This window comes from Pseudomonas sp. S2_C03, from assembly GCF_054668405.1.
The window spans coordinates 4,183,684-4,202,407 of the sequence record NZ_CP162766.1; the positions used below are offsets into that span (position 1 = coordinate 4,183,684).

General features: G+C 58.6%; 17 protein-coding genes. 2 read left to right on the forward strand and 15 right to left on the reverse strand.

Features of this window, described 5'->3' with window-relative positions; all coding sequences use genetic code 11:
* Positions 1–51: 51 nt before the first annotated feature.
* The 15 genes from rnhB to rpsB all read right to left on the reverse strand — a co-directional run bounded on the left by rnhB (position 52) and on the right by rpsB (position 14,666).
* Positions 52–678 carry a ribonuclease HII gene (gene rnhB / locus AB4N64_RS19410; RefSeq protein WP_460117546.1) on the reverse strand — a complete coding sequence of 209 codons (627 nt, stop codon included), beginning with the start codon at positions 676–678 and terminating at the stop codon, positions 52–54.
* A gap of 11 nt (positions 679–689) precedes the next feature.
* Complete coding sequence (lpxB, locus tag AB4N64_RS19415) at positions 690–1,820, reverse strand: lipid-A-disaccharide synthase (RefSeq protein WP_460117547.1); 1,131 nt, start codon at positions 1,818–1,820, stop codon at positions 690–692.
* A 2-nt stretch (positions 1,821–1,822) separates the two neighbouring features.
* Positions 1,823–2,599: an acyl-ACP--UDP-N-acetylglucosamine O-acyltransferase gene (gene lpxA / locus AB4N64_RS19420; protein ID WP_460117549.1), complete on the reverse strand. Its 777-nt coding sequence runs from the start codon at positions 2,597–2,599 to the stop codon at positions 1,823–1,825.
* Positions 2,596–3,036 (reverse strand): 3-hydroxyacyl-ACP dehydratase FabZ, encoded by a 441-nt coding sequence (fabZ, locus tag AB4N64_RS19425; protein ID WP_110966659.1) that lies wholly within the window; start codon positions 3,034–3,036, stop codon positions 2,596–2,598. Before fabZ ends, lpxA begins: the two co-directional genes overlap by 4 nt.
* A gap of 108 nt (positions 3,037–3,144) precedes the next feature.
* Entirely contained in the window at positions 3,145–4,200 is a 1,056-nt protein-coding gene (gene lpxD / locus AB4N64_RS19430; protein WP_460117551.1) for a UDP-3-O-(3-hydroxymyristoyl)glucosamine N-acyltransferase, read from the reverse strand.
* 2 nt (positions 4,201–4,202) lie between these two features.
* On the reverse strand, positions 4,203–4,706 hold the full coding sequence (locus tag AB4N64_RS19435; RefSeq protein ID WP_368557317.1) for an OmpH family outer membrane protein: 504 nt from the start codon (positions 4,704–4,706) through the stop codon (positions 4,203–4,205).
* A 44-nt stretch (positions 4,707–4,750) separates the two neighbouring features.
* Entirely contained in the window at positions 4,751–7,126 is a 2,376-nt protein-coding gene (gene bamA / locus AB4N64_RS19440) for an outer membrane protein assembly factor BamA (protein ID WP_460117553.1), read from the reverse strand.
* Between the two features lie 74 nt (positions 7,127–7,200).
* Complete coding sequence (rseP, locus tag AB4N64_RS19445; protein ID WP_460117555.1) at positions 7,201–8,553, reverse strand: sigma E protease regulator RseP; 1,353 nt, start codon at positions 8,551–8,553, stop codon at positions 7,201–7,203.
* Between the two features lie 53 nt (positions 8,554–8,606).
* Positions 8,607–9,797 carry a 1-deoxy-D-xylulose-5-phosphate reductoisomerase gene (ispC, locus tag AB4N64_RS19450; RefSeq protein ID WP_460117556.1) on the reverse strand — a complete coding sequence of 397 codons (1,191 nt, stop codon included), beginning with the start codon at positions 9,795–9,797 and terminating at the stop codon, positions 8,607–8,609.
* On the reverse strand, positions 9,794–10,600 hold the full coding sequence (locus tag AB4N64_RS19455; RefSeq protein WP_460117557.1) for a phosphatidate cytidylyltransferase: 807 nt from the start codon (positions 10,598–10,600) through the stop codon (positions 9,794–9,796). Before AB4N64_RS19455 ends, ispC begins: the two co-directional genes overlap by 4 nt.
* On the reverse strand, positions 10,600–11,355 hold the full coding sequence (gene uppS, locus AB4N64_RS19460) for a polyprenyl diphosphate synthase (RefSeq protein ID WP_460117559.1): 756 nt from the start codon (positions 11,353–11,355) through the stop codon (positions 10,600–10,602). The genes AB4N64_RS19455 and uppS overlap by 1 nt, the downstream gene beginning before the upstream one ends.
* 13 nt (positions 11,356–11,368) lie before the next feature.
* A complete protein-coding gene (gene frr, locus AB4N64_RS19465; RefSeq protein ID WP_460117561.1) occupies positions 11,369–11,926 on the reverse strand; it encodes a ribosome recycling factor in 558 nt (185 codons plus the stop codon).
* Positions 11,923–12,666, reverse strand: coding sequence for a UMP kinase (pyrH, locus tag AB4N64_RS19470; RefSeq protein WP_024779012.1), 744 nt, complete (start codon positions 12,664–12,666; stop codon positions 11,923–11,925). Before pyrH ends, frr begins: the two co-directional genes overlap by 4 nt.
* A 209-nt stretch (positions 12,667–12,875) precedes the next feature.
* On the reverse strand, positions 12,876–13,739 hold the full coding sequence (tsf, locus tag AB4N64_RS19475) for a translation elongation factor Ts (RefSeq protein ID WP_460117562.1): 864 nt from the start codon (positions 13,737–13,739) through the stop codon (positions 12,876–12,878).
* A gap of 189 nt (positions 13,740–13,928) precedes the next feature.
* Complete coding sequence (gene rpsB, locus AB4N64_RS19480) at positions 13,929–14,666, reverse strand: 30S ribosomal protein S2 (RefSeq protein WP_460117564.1); 738 nt, start codon at positions 14,664–14,666, stop codon at positions 13,929–13,931.
* Between the two features lie 372 nt (positions 14,667–15,038).
* On the opposite strand from rpsB, the gene map reads away from it, so the two are divergent.
* On the forward strand, positions 15,039–15,821 hold the full coding sequence (gene map / locus AB4N64_RS19485) for a type I methionyl aminopeptidase (RefSeq protein WP_460117566.1): 783 nt from the start codon (positions 15,039–15,041) through the stop codon (positions 15,819–15,821).
* A 61-nt stretch (positions 15,822–15,882) separates the two neighbouring features.
* Positions 15,883–18,585, forward strand: coding sequence for a [protein-PII] uridylyltransferase (locus tag AB4N64_RS19490; RefSeq protein ID WP_460117567.1), 2,703 nt, complete (start codon positions 15,883–15,885; stop codon positions 18,583–18,585).
* Positions 18,586–18,724 lie beyond the last annotated feature (139 nt).

Here is an 18,724-nt window from a genome sequence, read left to right on the forward strand (position 1 = left end):
CAACAAGGCCCGGATTGTACCGGGCCTTGGCAAAAAAAATCAGCCTCGTGACTAACTCTCGATCAGGCTTTCGCGTGCCTCGTACGCCGATCGCACAGGGGCGAACGAGCGACGGTGGATGGGGGTCGGCCCCAGGCGCGACAGCGCTTCCAGATGAACGGGCGTCGGATAGCCTTTGTGGCCACCGATGCCATACCCCGGGTAAATCAGTTCGAACGCTGCCATTTCACGGTCCCGGCTGACCTTGGCCAGGATCGATGCTGCCGCAATGGCCGGCACCTTGGCATCGCCCTGCACCACCGCTTCAGCACGCATGGACAACTTCGGGCAACGGTTACCGTCAATCATCGCCAGTTTTGGTTGAATGTGCAGGCCTTCGACCGCACGCTGCATCGCCAACATGGTGGCATGGAGAATGTTCAACTCGTCGATTTCTTCGACTTCGGCGCGCGCTATACACCAGCTCAGGGCCTTCTCGCAGATTTCGTCGTAGAGCTTTTCGCGGCGCGCTTCGGTGAGCTTCTTCGAATCGTTCAGCCCGAGGATGGGACGGTTCGGATCGAGAATCACCGCCGCCGTGACCACGGCACCGCACAGGGGGCCGCGGCCGACTTCATCAACGCCGGCCACCAGGTCTTCGACTTCGGCGACCAGGGTAAAATCCAGACCCATTTGCATGTTTTTCCTGGTCATTGTCCTTGGCCGATCAGTTTCAGCACTGCGTCCGCAGCCTGGTTGGAGGCATCCAGACGCAGGGTCCGGTGAATTTCGTCGAAACCGCGGGTCTGCTCTTCGCCACCTTCGATCAGCGGCGAGAGCGTTTGGGCCAACGCCTCGACCGTGGCATCGTCCTGTAACAACTCGGGCACCAGCAGACGCTGGGCCAACAGATTCGGCAACGACACGTAGGGACTCTTGACCATGCGCTTGAGAATCCAGAACGTCAGCGGCGCCAGACGATAGGCAACAACCATCGGCCGCTTGTACAACAGCGCTTCAAGGGTTGCGGTGCCGGATGCGATCAAGACCGCGTCGCAGGCGGCCAACGCCAGATGCGATTTGCCATCAAGCAGGGTCAGTGGCAGGTCACGGCCCACCAGCAACGCTTCCAGTTGCTGGCGGCGCTCCGGGCTGGCGCAAGGCATCACGAACCGTACACCCGGACGCATGGCGCGCAGGCGCTGGGCGGTGTCGAGGAACAATGCCCCCAAACGCCCCACTTCGCCACCGCGACTGCCAGGCATCAGCGCAACCAGGGGGCCGTCAGGCAAACCCAGTGCTGCACGTGCGGCGCCACGATCGGCTTCCAACGGAATCGCATCGGCCAGGGAATGCCCGACAAAGCGCACCGGGACGCCCTTCTCTTCATAGAATTTTGCTTCGAACGGGAACAGCGTCAGCATCAGGTCGCAGCCTTCGCGGATCTTCAGCACGCGCTTCTGTCGCCATGCCCACACCGACGGACTGACGTAGTGCACGGTCTTGATCCCGGCCTGACGCAGCTTGAGTTCGATATTGAGGTTGAAGTCCGGGGCATCAATGCCGATGAACACATCCGGCTTCGCGGCGATCAGGTCGGCGATCAATTGCTTGCGGCGCTTGAGCAACTCGCGCAGTCGACCGAGCACTTCCACCAGGCCCATGACCGAGAGACGCTCCATCGGGAAGTACGAAGTCAGGCCTTCGGCCTGCATCAGCGGACCGCCAACGCCTATGAACTCGACTTGCGGATGTTGAGCCTTGAGCGCACGCATGAGACCAGCACCCAGAATGTCACCGGAAGCCTCACCGGCCACCAGCGCAATACGCAGAGTAGCCATGGTCAGCGGGTAATGCCGCGGGTCGAGCACTGGATCGAATCGCGGAACACTGCGACTTCGGGGAACTGGGCAGCAGGCTCGGTCAACTCGGCGAGCGCCTGCTCAACCGTCAGGCCCTGGCGATACACCACCTTGTAGGCACGGCGCAGAGCGTGGATCGCCTCTTCACTGAAACCACGGCGGCGCATGCCCTCGAAGTTCATGCTGCGCGCTTCAGCCGGGTTGCCAAACACGGTGACGTAGGCTGGAACGTCCTTGCCAATGGCCGTGCCCATGCCGGAAAAACTGTGGGCGCCAATGTGGCAGTACTGGTGAACCAGGGTAAAACCGGACAGGATCGCCCAGTCTTCCACGTGCACGTGCCCAGCCAATGCAGTGTTGTTGACCAGGATGCAGTGATTGCCAATGACGCTATCGTGGCCGATGTGGGCATAGGCCATGATCAGGTTGTGATCACCCAGGGTCGTTTCCGAACGGTCCTGAATGGTGCCACGGTGAATGGTCACGCCTTCACGAATGACATTGTGGTCACCAATCACCAGGCGAGTTTCTTCGCCTTTGTATTTCAGGTCAGGCGTATCTTCGCCCACCGAGGAAAACTGGTAGATGCGGTTGTGTTTGCCGATCCGGGTAGGGCCCTTGAGGATCACATGTGGCCCAATGACTGTCCCCTCGCCGATTTCCACACCTGCGCCGATGATCGACCAAGGGCCAACCTCGACGCCGTCGGCCAGTACGGCCGTCGGATCGATGATTGCACGAGGGTCAATCAAACTCATAGCTTGCGTTCCGCACAGATGATTTCAGCCGAGCAGACGGGCTTGCCGTCAACCGAGGCCTGGCATTCGAATTTCCAGATCTGGCGCTTGCAGCTGATGAACTTGGCCTCCAGGATCAACTGGTCGCCCGGCAACACTGGCTGGCGGAAGCGCAGCTTGTCGGAACCCACGAAGTAATACAGGGTGCCGTCGGCCGGTTTCACGTCGAGCATTTTGAAACCCAGGATACCGGCAGCCTGTGCCATCGCTTCGATGATCAGCACGCCCGGCATGATTGGGTGCGCGGGGAAGTGGCCATTGAAGAACGGTTCGTTGATGCTGACATTCTTGTAGGCGCGAATGCGCTTCTCTTCCACATCCAGATCCACGACCCGATCCACCAGCAGGAACGGGTAACGGTGAGGCAGGTATTCGCGAATCTCGTTGATGTCCATCATGTCGGGGGGAAGCCTATGTAAAGATTGGGAACGCGCGACTGACGCGCGTTCCTCTAGCAAATCAAGGAGGCAGTCTAGCGGCCGTATGCACTTGATGTGGAAATGGTATCAGGCATCTGATGAAGCATTACTGCCAGGGGTCACTTCCCCTGTTCGCTTTTCCAGTTGCTTGAGCCGGCGTGCGATGTCATCAAGCTGGCGGATGCGTGCCGCGCTTTTGCGCCATTCGGCAGCCGGCTGCATGGCCGTACCGGAAGAATAGGAACCCGGTTCGGTAATCGAATGGGTCACCATGGTCATCCCGGTGATGAAAACCTTGTCGCAAATTTCGATGTGTCCCACCAGCCCAACGCCACCCGCCAGCATGCAATGCTTGCCGATCTTGGTGCTGCCGGAAATCCCCACACAGGCAGCCATGGCGGTGTGATCACCGATCTGCACGTTGTGGGCGATCTGGATCTGGTTGTCGAGCTTCACGCCATTACCAATGATGGTATCGGCCAGTGCTCCGCGGTCGATAGCGGTATTGACGCCGATCTCCACATCATCACCTACCAGAACACCACCAATCTGGGCGATTTTCTGCCAGACACCTTTCTCGTTGGCAAAGCCGAAGCCTTCGCCACCCAGCACTGCGCCCGACTGAATCACCACACGCTTGCCTATGCGCACGTCGTGATAAAGCGTGACTTTCGGGGCCAGCCAGCCACCCTCACCAACCTCGCTGCGCGCACCGATAAAGCAATGCGCCCCGATGGTCACGTCGGCACCTATACGCGCGGCACTTTCGATAACAGCGAAGGCACCCACGCTGGCGGTGGGGTCAACCACTGCATCCGGCGCGACGACCGCCGTCGGGTGAACCCCGGCAGTTGCCTTGGGCTTGGGGTCGAACAGATGGGAAATCCGTGCGTACGCCAGATAAGGATCGGGCACGATAAGCACATCACCCGCAAAACCTTCGGCATCAGCAGCCTTCAGCAACAGCGCTGCGGCCCGACTGCCCGTCAGGTATTTACGGTATTGAGGATTTGCCAGAAAGCTCAACTGAGCTGGGCCAGCCTCTTGCAAAGTGGCTAGCCCAGTAATTTGCTTCTCTGCGTCGCCACGCAAGGTGGCGCCGAGGAACTCGGCCAATTGGCCGAGCTTTATAGTCGCTGTCATGATTACTTCAGCTGATTCATGCGCTCGATAACCTGGCGAGTGATGTCGTACTGAGGTTTGACATCAATCACTGCACCACGCTCGAAGACCAGGTCATAAGCACCTTTCTTGATGACCTCTTCGACTGCGCTATCCAGTTTCGGCTTGAGCTGCTTGAGCATGTCACGGTCAGCAACGGCCTTGGCTTCGTTCAGCTCCTTGGATTGGAACTGGAAGTCACGGGCCTTTTGCTTGAATTCAAGCTCCAGGCGCTCGCGCTCGCCTTGCTGCATCTTGTCGCCACCGGCCATCAGACGGTCCTGGATGCCTTTGGCACTGCTTTCCAGTGTCTTGAGCTTGGTCAGTTGCGGACCGAACTTCTTCTCGGCATCAACGGCGTATTTCTTGGCCGCGTCAGACTCCAGCAGCGCCATTTGATAGTTCAGGACGGCGATTTTCATGTCGGCAAACGCCGGGCCTGCGACCAGTACGGAAGCCAGCAGAACCAATTGAGTCAACTTACGCACGATGCACTCCTACAAATCCGTTGTCGTTATCTTGGGTCAGACGCTTAGAACGTCTGGCCGAGGGAGAATTGGAACACTTGAGTTTCAGCTTCATCCGGTTTCTTGATTGGCATGGCCAACGCGAAGCTCAGAGGCCCCAGTGCGGTGACCCAGGTCACGCCCACACCCACAGAACTGGCCATGTTGCTCAAGCTGATGTCATTACACTTGGTGTTGGACGACGAACCGTTTGCATTGGTGGTGTCCTTGCACTGCGAGTCGAACACGTTACCCACATCCCAGAATACCGAGGTACGCAGGGAGCGCTGATCCTTGACGAACGGCAGAGGGAACAGCACCTCGACACCGCCCTGGATCAACACGTTACCACCGAATGGCAGGGGATCCTGGTCCGGGTCGAACGCGGTGCCCGGATTGGTACCACGGCTCGGCGTACTGCGAGGACCCAGGGTGCTGTCCTTGAAGCCACGAACCGAGTTGAAACCACCAGCATAGTAGTTTTCATAGAACGGCAAGCCATCGGTCGAACCGTAGCCATCGCCATAGCCCAGCTCGGTGTGCAGGCGCATGGTGTAGTTGTCGCTCAGCGGCTGGAACAACTGGCCACGGTAGTCGAGTTTGAAGAACGACAGGTCGCTGCCAGGCGTCGTGGTTTCCAGTACGAGGCTTTGGGAGTGGCCACGGGTCGCCAGTACACCTTTGTTCAGGGTCGACTCGGACCAGCCGGCCGACGCCTTGAAGTTCAGGTAGTTTTCGCCTTCCTTGTTAACGAAGTCGAAGATCTCGTCAACGGTGTACAGGCCCGTCTTGATCTTGTCCTGCTGCGCTGTCAGGCCGAAGGTCAGGCGCGACGTTTCGCTGATCGGATAACCGACGCTCACGCCCGCACCCAGGCTATCTACGGCATAGCTGGCAACGTCGACGTCGAGGTCTTTGTAGTCAGTGGTGCGATAGAAGGCGTTGTAACCCAGACTCACGCCGTCGGCAGTCCAGTAGGGGTCGACATAACCGAAGTTGTAGCGGCTCTGGTATTCGCTGCGGGTCAAGCCGATGCTGACCTTGTTACCCGTACCGAGGAAGTTGTTCTGAGTGATGGAGCCACCGAGGATCAAACCGGCACTCTGGGCGAAACCGACGCTGGCAGTGATCGAACCGGAAGCCTGCTCTTCAACGCTGTAGTTCACGTCGACCTGGTCATCGACGCCTGGAACCGCCGGGGTTTCGACGTTGACTTCCTTGAAGAAGCCCAGACGCTCAAGTCGGGTCTTGGACTGATCGATCAGGTAGGTCGAAGCCCAGCCGCCTTCCATCTGACGCATTTCACGACGCAGCACTTCGTCTTCGGACTTGGTGTTGCCACGGAAATTGATGCGGTTGACGTAGGCACGCTTGCCCGGATCGACGGCAAAAGTGATGTCTACGGTGTGGTCGTCATCGTGAGGCTGAGGCACGCCGTTGACGTTGGCGAAGGTATAACCTTCGTTACCCAGGCGCCGGGTGATCAGTTCGGAGGTGGTGGTCATCAGCTTGCGCGAGAACACCTGGCCTTTCTGCACCAGCAGCAACGACTTGACCTGGTCTTCAGGCACTTTCAGGTCGCCACTGAGCTTGACGTCACGAACGGTGTACTTCTCGCCTTCGGTGACGTTGACGGTGATGTAGACGTGCTTCTTGTCCGGGGTGATGGACACCTGGGTCGAAGCGATATCCATGTTGATATAGCCACGGTCCAGGTAGTAGGAACGCAGACGTTCCAGGTCACCGGACAGTTTTTCACGAGCGTACTTGTCATCGTTCTTGAAGAACGACAGCCAGTTGGTAGTCTTGAGTTCGAACAGATCGATCAGGTCTTCATCGGGGAAAACGGTGTTGCCCACCACGTTGATGTGCTGGATGGCAGCAACGGTGCCTTCGTTGATGTTGACCTTGAGGCCGACACGGTTACGCGGTTGCGGTACCACTTCGGTGTCGACGGTAGCCGAGTAGCGGCCCTGGGCGACATATTGACGCTGCAGCTCGTTACGCACGCCTTCGAGGGTCGCGCGCTGGAAGATTTCACCTTCGGCCAGACCGGACTGCTTGAGGCCTTTCATCAGGTCTTCAGTGGAAATCGCCTTGTTACCTTCGATCTCGATACTGGCGACCGACGGGCGCTCGACTACCGTGATGACTAGGACGTTGCCATCGCGGCCCAGCTGGATATCTTGAAAGAACCCGGTTTTGAACAGCGCGCGAGTGGACTCCACCAGGCGACGATCATCAGCCTGTTCACCGACGTTCAACGGCAATGCACCAAAGACGCTACCCGCGGAGACCCGCTGGAGGCCATTGACGCGAATATCAGAGATGGTGAAGGACTCGGCGTGAACTTCGGCGATCATCAATACGGAGAAAACCGCAGTTAGCAGCAGACGTTTCATGAAGTCCTTTCTTATTCCAACTGGCAATAAACAAACTGCCGCAAAATGCGGCAGATTCGCAATTCAGCGAAGTGTTACAGACGACCCAAATCGTTGACCAAGGCAAGCAACATCACCCCGACCACCAAACTGATGCCGATCTGTATCCCCCAACCCTGTACCCGATCCGACAAGGGACGACCACGCGCCCACTCGATCAGATAGAACAACAAATGCCCCCCATCCAGTACAGGAATGGGCAACAAATTCAGAACCCCCAGGCTAATACTCAGATAAGCAAGGAAATTCAGGAAATCAGCGACGCCCGACTGGGCAGAAGCGCCCGCCACTTTAGCAATGGTTATCGGTCCACTCAAGTTTTTTACCGAGAGCTCGCCGAACAACATTTTCTTAAGCGAATCGAGCGTCAGTATGCTCATGGTCCAAGTACGACGAGCACCCTCGCCGATCGCGGCCAGAGGCCCATAACTGACCTCGCGGATCATTTCCGGCGGCCAGTCGATCGCTTTCACCCCGGCGCCCAGGTAACCACTGGGTGCCTTGCTCTCCCCGCGAGCGGCCAGTGTCACAGGGACGTCGATTTGAGCACCATCACGCTCGACGCGCAGCAAAATCTTGGTATCCGGACGCGTACGAACGGTGTCGACGACCTGCTGCCAGTCATCGACGGCCTTGCCATCAAGGGCCAGCAAGCGGTCACCGGTCTTCAGGCCTGCACCCTGCGCCGGGCCTTTTGGATCGATTTCAGCCAGGACCGGCGGCAAGGCCGGACGCCATGGGCGAATACCCAGGGAGCGGATTGGATCGGGCTCATCCGCGCCCTTGAGCCAACTGTCCAACGCCAAGTCACGAGGCGTATCAGTGGTGGAGCCCTGCTCGCGAACCAGCACCTTGAGCGTACCGCTCTCGCCAAGACGACGAACCAGCTGCAGATTCACCGCGCCCCAGCCCGATGTCGGCTCGCCATCAATGGCGACGATTTCCTGGCCCGGGGCCAAACCTGCCTTGGCGGCAATACTTGCAGGCTCGACCGCGCCGATGACCGGACGCACCTGCTCGCTGCCGAGCATCGCCAGCACCCAGAAAAAAACCAGTGCCAACAGAAAGTTGGCGATCGGCCCGGCCGAAACGATGGCGATGCGCTGACGGACGGATTTGCGATTGAACGACTGATCGAGCTGATCGACCGGCACTTCACCTTCGCGTTCGTCAAGCATCTTGACGTAGCCACCCAAAGGAATCGCAGCGACCACGAATTCAGTGCCTTGCTTGTCATGCCAGCGCAACAGCGGCATACCGAAGCCCACGGAGAAGCGCAGCACCTTGACCCCACAGCGACGCGCGACCCAAAAGTGGCCGAACTCGTGAAAGGTAACCAGCACACCCAGCGCTACCAGGGTGCCGACAATCATATAGAGTGCGCTCATCTACTTTCTCCGCATTCCTATCCAGCGCGATCCGACTCGATGCCGGATGACACTCATCGCCCGTGCCGACTCAACCAGAGACGTGCCAAGGTTCGCGCTTTCGCGTCAGCCGTGAACACCGCCTCGAGATCATCCACCGCAACCACAGGCTCGAGATTCAACACTTCTTCGATGATACTCGCGATTTCCAGATAGCGAACCCGCCCGTCCAGAAACGCCGCGACAGCCACTTCATTGGCCGCATTGAGCATCGCCGGCGCACTATTGCCGGCCTCGGCTGCCTGGCGGGCCAGTCTCAGGCAAGGGAAACGATCCTCGTCGGGCGCCTCGAAGTCCAGTCGCGCCACCGCAAACAGGTCCAGCGGCGCCACACCGGAATCGATGCGCTCCGGCCAGGCCAGCGCGTTGGCGATCGGCGTGCGCATGTCGGGGTTACCCAACTGCGCCAAAACAGAACCGTCCACATAGTCCACCAGCGAATGAATCACGCTTTGCGGGTGTATCACGACCTCAACCTGGGACGGCTTGGCATCGAACAGCCAGCAGGCCTCGATCAGCTCCAGCCCCTTGTTCATCATGCTCGCCGAATCCACGGAAATCTTGCGCCCCATCGACCACGTCGGATGGGCACAGGCCTGATCGGGAGAAACATCGGACAATTGAGCCAAAGGCGTCTGCCGGAACGGACCGCCGGAGGCCGTCAGCAATATCCGGCGCACCCCGACGGTTCCAAGGCCTCGGGAAAAATCCCGTGGCATGCATTGAAAAATCGCGTTGTGCTCGCTGTCGATCGGCAGCAGTACCGAGCCGCTCTTGCGTACCGCGTGCATGAACAGCGCACCGGACATGACCAAGGCTTCCTTGTTGGCCAGGAGAATCTTCTTGCCCGCCTCCACCGCAGCCAGCGTAGGACGCAAACCCGCCGCACCGACAATCGCGGCCATGACCGTATCGACTTGAGGATCGGAAGCAACCTGACACAGGCCCTCCTCACCCACCAGCACCACCGTAGTCAAACCGGCTGCACGCAGGTTTTCCTGCAGGACTCGGGCCGCATCCGGCTCAGGCACTACGGCAAACTGCGGCGCGTGAAGTACGCAAAGTGCTTGCAACTCACTCAGGCGAGCAAAGCCGCTCAGGGCGAAAACCTGATAACGGTCCGGATGGCGGGCAATGACATCGAGCGTGCTCAGGCCGATCGAGCCCGTCGCACCCAGTACAGTGATCTGCTGGGGACGATTCATGGCGCGGCCATCCACAACAGTACGGCGAAGACAGGGATTGCAGCCGTCAGGCTGTCGATGCGATCGAGCACACCACCATGTCCTGGCAGCAGGTTACTGCTGTCCTTGATCCCGGACTGGCGCTTGAACATGCTTTCGGTGAGGTCGCCCACCACCGAGACAAATACAATCACAGCGGCACCGAGCAGGCCCATGATGATCTGGGCGAAGCTCCAGTCACGCACCAGCCCGACAACGAAGGTGATAACCAGGCTCAATGCCAGGCCACCATACACACCCTCCCAGCTCTTGCCAGGACTGACCTGAGGCGCGAGCTTGCGCTTGCCAAATGCCCGACCGGAAAAATAGGCACCGATGTCAGCCCCCCAGACCAGCACCATCACCGCCATGATCAACCAGTTACCCAAAGGCTCCTGCTTGATCTGGATCAGGCCTTGCCAGGCCGGCAGCAGGATCAGCAAACCGATCACCAGCTTGCAGGCGGCACTGGACCAATGTTCGCTGGAACGTGGATAGGTCAGCACCAGCCAGGTTGCCACGCCCCACCACAGCACCGAAGCGCCCAACACCCAGGGCGCCATCCCCGGCAGGATGTACATGACAAACAACATCAACGCGACCACCGCCGCGAAAGCGACGCGCATCGATTGAGCGGTAAAACCGGCAAGGCGCGCCCACTCCCAGGCACCGAGAGTCACGACCAGGCCAATGAACAGTGCAAAGCCTGCCCCCTGAAGCAGGAAAAATCCGCACAAGGCAATCGGCAGCAGGATCAGTGCGGTAATGATTCGTTGTTTAAGCATTAAACCCGGGCTCCAGCCTCGACCTGCTCGCTCGTTTTACCGAAGCGGCGCTGGCGAGATGCGAAATCGGCCAGCGCATTGCGCATGGCGTCGTGTTTGAAGTCCGGCCAGAACAGGTCGGAGAAATACAACTCGGCATAGGCGAGCTGCCACAGCAGGAAGTTGCTGATGCGGTGCTCGCCACCGGTGCGAATGCACAGGTCCGGCAACGGAAGGTCACCGGTCGCCAGGCAGGTTTGCAACAGTTCGGGTGTGATGTCGTCCGGACGCAGATGGCCAGCCTGAACTTCCCGAGCCAGACGCTGTGCGGCTTGCGCGATGTCCCACTGACCGCCGTAATTGGCAGCGATCTGCAGGACGAAGCGATTGGCGCCCGCCGTCATGGCCTCAGCCTCACGCATAGCCGCCTGCAGCTCCGGATGAAAGCGCGAGCGATCGCCAATGATGCGCAGACTGATGTTATTGTCGTTCAGGCGCTTGGCCTCACGGCGCAGGGCCTTGAAAAACAGGTCCATCAGCGCACTGACTTCATCGGCCGGACGCTGCCAGTTCTCACTGGAGAAGGCAAACAGGGTCAACACCTCGACCTTGGCCTCGGCGCAGACCTCAATAACGGCGCGAACTGCATCCACTCCCGCTTTATGCCCGGCAACACCCGGCATAAAGCGTTTTTTCGCCCAGCGATTATTGCCATCCATGATGATCGCGACATGGCGCGGCACTGCGGACGGCGCAACCTGCTTGTTCTTTTCCATGAAAAAGCGACCCTTAAACGGCCATCAGGTCTTTTTCTTTCAGCGCCAGGTTAGCGTCGATTTGAGCTACGAACTTTTTGGTCAGATCATCGATCTCGCCAGTCGCGCGACGCTCTTCGTCTTCGCTGATTTCCTTTTCCTTGACCAGATCCTTGAGCTGGCTGTTGGCGTCGCGACGGATGTTGCGCACGGCAACACGGGCATCTTCAGCGACATCACGGGCCTGCTTGGTGAAGCCCTTGCGGGTTTCTTCGGTCAGGGCGGGCATGGAGATCAGCAGCAACTCACCCAGGTTGGTCGGGTTGAGGTTCAGGCCGGCACTGCCGATGGCCTTGTCGACGGCACCGAGCATGTTGCGCTCGAAAGCAACGACCTGCAGGGTACGCGCGTCCTTGACGGTGATGTTCGCCACTTGCTTGATCGGGGTGTCAGCGCCGTAGTAAGGCACCATCACGCCTTCCAGAATGCTCGGGTGCGCCTGACCGGTACGAATACGACCGAAGTTGTGGGACAGGGACTCGACCGACTTCTGCATGCGCTCTTGAGCGTCTTTCTTGATTTCGTTGATCATTGTTGGACTTCCTCGATCAGGGTGCCTTCAGCGCCGCCATGCACGATGTTCAGCAGGGCGCCGGGCTTGTTCATGTTAAATACGCGCAACGGCATCTTGTGGTCGCGACACAGGCAAATAGCCGTCAGATCCATCACACCCAGCTTGCGATCCAGTACTTCATCGTAGGTCAGATGATCGAACTTCTCGGCATGCGGGTCCTTGAATGGATCGGCAGTGTAGACGCCATCGACCTTGGTCGCCTTCAACACGACGTCAGCATCGATTTCAATCGCGCGCAGGCAGGCGGCAGAATCCGTAGTAAAGAACGGATTGCCCGTGCCGGCCGCAAAAATGACGACTTCCTTGGCATTGAGGTGACGCATGGCCTTGCGACGGTCGTAGTGGTCGGTCACGCCAACCATCGAGATGGCTGACATCACGATGGCCGAGATATTGGCACGCTCCAACGCGTCGCGCATGGCCAGGGCATTCATCACAGTGGCCAGCATGCCCATGTGATCGCCCGTGACGCGATCCATGCCCGCCGCGCTCAATGCCGCGCCGCGAAACAGGTTGCCACCACCGATCACCAGACCGACCTGAACGCCGATACCGACCAGTTGGCCGACTTCCAGCGCCATGCGGTCCAGGACTTTCGGATCGATCCCGAACTCTTCCGAGCCCATCAGGGCCTCGCCGCTGAGCTTGAGTAGAATGCGTTTATAGCGAGCCTGATAACCACTGCCCTGCTGAGCCATTGCGAATCTCTCCTGCGGCGTATGTAAAAAATTCTTTGCGAGCTGTTTACAGCTGGCTGTTCACTCTGATTGGCGCTGCTTCAGCGCCATCGGAACATGGCTTTGTAAGCCAGTTCCAAAGGGAAACCAATAAAAATCTGGCCCCCATCTGAAAAGAGGCTGCGCGCGTGAGCGGGCAGCCTCTTCTGGGCGACAGTTAAAAAACCGTCTTACTGCTTGGCAGCAGCCAGTTGTGCAGCAACTTCTTCAGCGAAGTTGTCAACTGGCTTCTCGATGCCTTCGCCAACCTTGAAGTAGGTGAAGGAAACGATTTCAGCACCGGCTTTCTTGGCCAGGGCGCCAACGGTCAGCTCTGGGTTCATGACGAACGCCTGCTCAACCAGGCTGGCCTCAGCCAGGAACTTGGTGATACGACCAGCGATCATCTTTTCGACGATTTCGGCTGGCTTGCCTTTCATCTTGTCTTCGTTCAGTTGCAGGAAGACAGCTTTTTCACGCTCGATGGCTTCTGGCGAAACCTGCGATGGCAGCAGGAACTCAGGGTTGCTTGCTGCAACGTGCATGGCGATTTCCTTGGCCAGCTGAACGTCACCGCCCTTCAGGACAACCGCAACACCGATTTTGTTACCGTGCAGGTAGGTACCTACCACATCGCCTTCAACGCGAATCAGGCGACGGATGTTGACGTTTTCGCCAACTTTGGCCACCAGGGCTTCACGAGCCGACTCTTGAGCGGCGATCAGCGGAGCTACGTCGGTCAGTTTGTCAGCGAAAGCTTTTTCAACGCTGGCTGCAACGAAGTTCTTGAAGTCGTCTTGCAGGGCCAGGAAGTCGGTCTGCGAGTTCACTTCCAGCAGTACGGCAGACTTGTCGTCAGCCTTGATGGCGATTGCGCCTTCAGCGGCAACGTTGCCAGCCTTTTTAGCAGCCTTGATGGCGCCCGAAGCACGCATGTCATCAATGGCTTTTTCGATGTCGCCGTCGGCCTTTTCCAGGGCCTTCTTGCAATCCATCATGCCTTCGCCGGTACGCTCGCGCAGTTCTTTGACCAGCGCCGCAGTAATTGCTGCCATTTCAAATTCCTCTTGGATAGGTTTTCAACCATTCCACCCGATCGAACGGGCGTTCAATTCTTCCCGAACCACCCTTGTTAGCTGCCGCACGTTACAAATAAGGCAGTGGGCGCCGACAAATGGTTTTCGAGGTGGCAAAAAGGGGGCCAAGCCCCCTTTTTGCTTACTGAGTCAACGCCAGGGCGTCAATTACTCAGCTGCAGCTGCCGGAGCTTCTTCAACGAAAACTTCGGTACCGCCGCCAACGTTGTTGCGACCACGGATTACAGCGTCAGCCATCGAACCCATGTACAGCTGGATGGCGCGGATGGCGTCATCGTTGCCTGGGATGATGTAGTCAACGCCTTCCGGGCTGCTGTTGGTATCGACTACGCCGATAACCGGGATGCCCAGCTTGTTGGCTTCGGTGATCGCGATGCGCTCGTGATCAACGTCGATAACGAACAGAGCGTCTGGCAGACCGCCCATGTCCTTGATACCACCCAGGGAACGATCCAGCTTCTCAAGATCGCGAGTGCGCATCAGCGCTTCTTTCTTGGTCAGCTTGGCGAAAGTACCGTCTTCGGCTTGCACTTCAAGGTCACGCAGACGCTTGATGGAAGCACGGATGGTTTTGAAGTTGGTCAGCATGCCGCCCAACCAGCGGTGATCGACGTACGGCGAACCGCAACGTGCTGCTTCTTCAGCAACGATCTTGCCAGCGGAACGCTTGGTGCCGACGAACAGAATCTTGTTTTTGCCCTGGGCCAGGCGCTCTACGAAAGTCAGAGCTTCGTTGAACATTGGCAGGGTTTTTTCAAGGTTGATGATGTGGATCTTGTTACGCGCGCCGAAAATGTATTTACCCATTTTCGGGTTCCAGTAACGGGTCTGGTGACCGAAGTGCACACCGGCCTTCAGCATATCGCGCATGTTGACTTGGGACATGATAGTTCCTTAATAAGTCGGGTTTGGCCTCCACGTATCCCAATGACCAACCAGCAGCATCAGCTGAAGGCACCCAGGTCATCGTGTCGACACGTGTGTGGATTTAAGCCTTTCGGGGTATCCCCGGAAAGCGGCGCATTTTATATCACAAGCCTTGCAAAAACGGAACCCGGATTCTCGATTCCTGACGCGCACCCGCTCGCAGCCCCTTGGAATCGCTCAGGAATGCGCCTATCTATAAAGAGATGCGATTTACTCAGACGCAGGTTTGCGCTGATCGTCTGGTAGAATCGGGTTTTTCAGGGCAGCGGACTTCATCGCACATTGCCCATTCCGTGTTAGCAAGCGCCATCGAGCGTAGAGAGAGCCTGTATGACCGTCACCCTCAAAACCCCCGAGGACATCGCAAAAATGCGTGTCGCCGGCAAACTGGCCGCCGATGTGCTGGAAATGATTGCCGAGCACGTCAAGCCGGGCATCACCACCGAGGAACTGGACCGCATCTGCCACGACTACATCGTCAATGTGCAGCAGGCCATTCCCGCCCCGCTCAACTACAAGGGCTACCCGAAGTCGATCTGCACTTCGATCAACCACGTGGTCTGCCACGGCATCCCCAACGAGAAGCCGTTGAAGGATGGCGACACACTGAACATCGACGTCACTGTCATCAAGGACGGCTACCACGGCGACACCAGCCGCATGTTCCACGTCGGCACCGTACCGGTGTGGGCGGAGCGCTTGTCGCAAGTGACCCAGGAATGCATGTACAAGGCCATCGAGATCGTGAAACCCGGCTGCCGCCTGGGCGACATCGGTGAAGTCATTCAGAAGCACGCTGAAAAGAACGGTTTCTCGGTGGTTCGCGAGTTCTGTGGCCACGGCATCGGCAAAGTGTTCCATGAAGAGCCGCAGATCCTGCACTACGGCCGTGCGGGCACCGGCATGGAACTGCAAGCGGGCATGACCTTCACCATCGAGCCGATGATCAACCAGGGCAAGGCCGACACCAAGGTGCTGGGCGATGGCTGGACTGCGATCACCAAGGACCGCAAGCTCTCCGCCCAGTGGGAACACACCCTGCTGGTGACCGAGACCGGCTACGAGATCTTCACCCTGCGCAGCGATGACACCATCGCCCGCGTTTCCGGCTGATCCCTCCCAGCCTCAATAGACAGCCTTTATAGACAGCCTTTATAGAAAGGAAAGCCAATCGATGCCGCAGGTGGACCCCGAACTCTTCGACCGTGGCCAGTTCCAGGCTGAACTGGCCCTGAAGTCCAGCCCGATCGCGGCTTTCAAGAAGGCGATCCGCCAGGCTCGCGAGGTACTCGACGGGCGTTTTCGTGCAGGTCGGGAGATTCGCCGGCTGATCGAGGATCGTGCCTGGTTCGTCGATAACATCCTGCAAAAGGCCTGGGAGCAGTTCGACTGGAGTGAAGACGCCGATATCGCGCTGGTCGCGGTTGGCGGCTACGGTCGAGGCGAGCTGCACCCCTATTCCGATATCGATTTACTGATCCTGCTGGACAGTGCCGACCACGAAGTTTTCAGGGACTCCATCGAGCGTTTTCTCACGCTATTGTGGGACATCGGCCTGGAAGTCGGTCAAAGCGTTCGCTCCGTCGACGAATGCGCCATCGAGGCACGCGCCGACCTGACGGTTATCACCAACCTGATGGAAAGCCGCACGATTGCTGGCCCCGAGCGTTTGCGCCAACGCATGCTGGATGTCACCAGCACCGAGCACATGTGGCCGAGCAAGGACTTCTTTCTGGCCAAGCATGCCGAACAGAAGGCCCGCCATCACAAGTACTTCGACACCGAATACAATCTGGAACCGAACGTCAAGGGCTCGCCCGGCGGCCTGCGCGATATCCAGACCATTTTGTGGGTGGCGCGTCGCCAATACGGCACCCTGAACCTTCGAGCGCTGGCTGGCGAAGGCTTCCTGGTGGAAAGCGAGAACGCGCTGCTGGCCTCATCCCAGGAGTTTCTGTGGAAAGTGCGCTATGCGCTGCACATGCTCGCCGGACGCGCCGAAGATCGCCTATTGTTCGATCACCAGCGCACCATTGCCAAACTGCTCGGGTTTGAAGGCGACGACGCCAAGCAGGCCATCGAAAACTTCATGCAGCAGTATTACCGGGTGGTCATGAGCATCGCCCAGCTCAGCGACCTGATCATCCAGCACTTCGAAGAAGTGATCCTCGCCCCGGAAGATGAGGCGCCACCGCAACCGATCAACGCACGGTTCCAGCTGCACGACGGCTATATCGAGGCACGCAACGACAACGTGTTCCGCCGCACGCCATTTGCCATGCTGGAGATCTTCGTGCTGATGGCCCAGCAGCCGGAAATCAAAGGCGTGCGCGCCGACACGATTCGCCTGTTGCGGGAAAATCGCCACCTGATCGACGATGATTTCCGTAACGACATTCGCAACACCAGCCTGTTCATAGAGCTGTTCAAGTGCAAGATCGGCATTCACCGCAATCTACGACGGATGAACCGTTACGGCATTCTCGGACGCTACTTGCCGGAGTTCGGCTTCATCGTGGGACAGATGCAGCACGACCTGTTTCATATCTATACGGTCGATGCGCACACCCTGAACCTGATCAAACACCTGCGTAAGTTGCAGTACACCCAGGTGTCGGAAAAATTCCCGCTCGCCAGCAAGCTCATGGGCAAGCTGCCCAAGCCCGAGCTGATCTACCTTGCTGGCCTGTATCACGACATCGGCAAGGGTCGTCACGGCGACCATTCGGAAATCGGTGCGGTGGATGCCGAGGCATTTTGCCAGCGCCATCAACTGCCGGTGTGGGACAGTCGCCTGATCGTCTGGCTGGTGCAGAACCACCTGGTGATGTCGACCACCGCCCAGCGCAAGGACTTGTCCGATCCGCAAGTGATCCACGATTTTGCGCAGATCGTGGGTGATGAGACCCATCTCGACTACCTGTATGTGCTGACGGTCGCCGACATCAACGCCACCAACCCGACGCTCTGGAATTCCTGGCGAGCCAGCCTGTTGCGCCAGCTCTACACCGAAACCAAGCGTGCCTTGCGCCGTGGCCTGGAAAACCCGGTCGACCGCGAGGAGCAGATTCGCCAGACACAAAGCGCTGCCCTCGACATCCTGGTGCGCGGCGGCACCGATCCGGACGATGTCGAACAGTTGTGGGCGCAGTTGGGCGATGACTATTTCCTGCGCCACACCGCCGGCGACGTCGCCTGGCACACCGATGCAATCCTGCAACAGCCGGCCGACGGCGGCCCGTTGGTGTTGATCAAGGAAACCACCCAGCGCGAATTCGAGGGCGGTACGCAGATCTTCATCTATGCCCCGGACCAGCACGATTTCTTTGCCGTGACCGTGGCCGCGATGGACCAGTTGAACTTGAACATTCACGATGCCCGCGTCATCACCTCGACCAGCCAGTTCACCCTCGACACCTACATCGTGCTCGATACTGACGGCGACTCGATCGGCGACAACCCGGCGCGGGTCAAGCAGATCCGCGACGGCCTGACCGATGCCCTGCGAAATCCGGACGACTACCCGACGATCATCCAGCGCCGCGTGCCGCGTCAGCTCAAGCACTTCGCCTTCGCGCCACAGGTGACGATCCACAACGACGCCCAGCGGCCAGTGACCGTGCTGGAACTTAGCGCCCCGGATCGCCCCGGCCTGCTGGCACGCATCGGTACGATTTTCCTCGAGTTCGACCTGTCGCTGCAGAACGCCAAGATCGCGACCCTGGGCGAACGGGTGGAAGACGTGTTCTTCATCACCGACGCCAACAACCAGCCTTTGTCCGACCCGCTGCTGTGCAGCCGTTTGCAGGATGCGATCGTCGAGCAACTGAGCGTCAACCAGGAACCGGATATCAAGCTTTCGCGTATCAGTATCTGACTTTAAAGACCGCCACGCCTCCTGTAGGAGCGAGCTTGCTCGCGATGGCGGTGGGTCAGTCACCGGTATTTTGACTGATACACCGCCATCGCGAGCAAGCTCGCTCCTACATGAAGGGGCAATGCCATAGAACGAGATC

Coding starts and splice junctions, on each gene's coding strand:
- rnhB (WP_460117546.1), bottom strand. CDS start 678: ATGCAAATGGGTCTGGATTTTACCCTGGTCGCCGAAGTCGAAGACCTG.
- lpxB (WP_460117547.1), bottom strand. CDS start 1,820: ATGGCTACTCTGCGTATTGCGCTGGTGGCCGGTGAGGCTTCCGGTGAC.
- lpxA (WP_460117549.1), bottom strand. CDS start 2,599: ATGAGTTTGATTGACCCTCGTGCAATCATCGATCCGACGGCCGTACTG.
- fabZ (WP_110966659.1), bottom strand. CDS start 3,036: ATGATGGACATCAACGAGATTCGCGAATACCTGCCTCACCGTTACCCG.
- lpxD (WP_460117551.1), bottom strand. CDS start 4,200: ATGACAGCGACTATAAAGCTCGGCCAATTGGCCGAGTTCCTCGGCGCC.
- bamA (WP_460117553.1), bottom strand. CDS start 7,126: ATGAAACGTCTGCTGCTAACTGCGGTTTTCTCCGTATTGATGATCGCC.
- rseP (WP_460117555.1), bottom strand. CDS start 8,553: ATGAGCGCACTCTATATGATTGTCGGCACCCTGGTAGCGCTGGGTGTG.
- ispC (WP_460117556.1), bottom strand. CDS start 9,797: ATGAATCGTCCCCAGCAGATCACTGTACTGGGTGCGACGGGCTCGATC.
- AB4N64_RS19455 (WP_460117557.1), bottom strand. CDS start 10,600: ATGCTTAAACAACGAATCATTACCGCACTGATCCTGCTGCCGATTGCC.
- uppS (WP_460117559.1), bottom strand. CDS start 11,355: ATGGAAAAGAACAAGCAGGTTGCGCCGTCCGCAGTGCCGCGCCATGTC.
- frr (WP_460117561.1), bottom strand. CDS start 11,926: ATGATCAACGAAATCAAGAAAGACGCTCAAGAGCGCATGCAGAAGTCG.
- pyrH (WP_024779012.1), bottom strand. CDS start 12,666: ATGGCTCAGCAGGGCAGTGGTTATCAGGCTCGCTATAAACGCATTCTA.
- tsf (WP_460117562.1), bottom strand. CDS start 13,739: ATGGCAGCAATTACTGCGGCGCTGGTCAAAGAACTGCGCGAGCGTACC.
- rpsB (WP_460117564.1), bottom strand. CDS start 14,666: ATGTCCCAAGTCAACATGCGCGATATGCTGAAGGCCGGTGTGCACTTC.
- map (WP_460117566.1), top strand. CDS start 15,039: ATGACCGTCACCCTCAAAACCCCCGAGGACATCGCAAAAATGCGTGTC.
- AB4N64_RS19490 (WP_460117567.1), top strand. CDS start 15,883: ATGCCGCAGGTGGACCCCGAACTCTTCGACCGTGGCCAGTTCCAGGCT.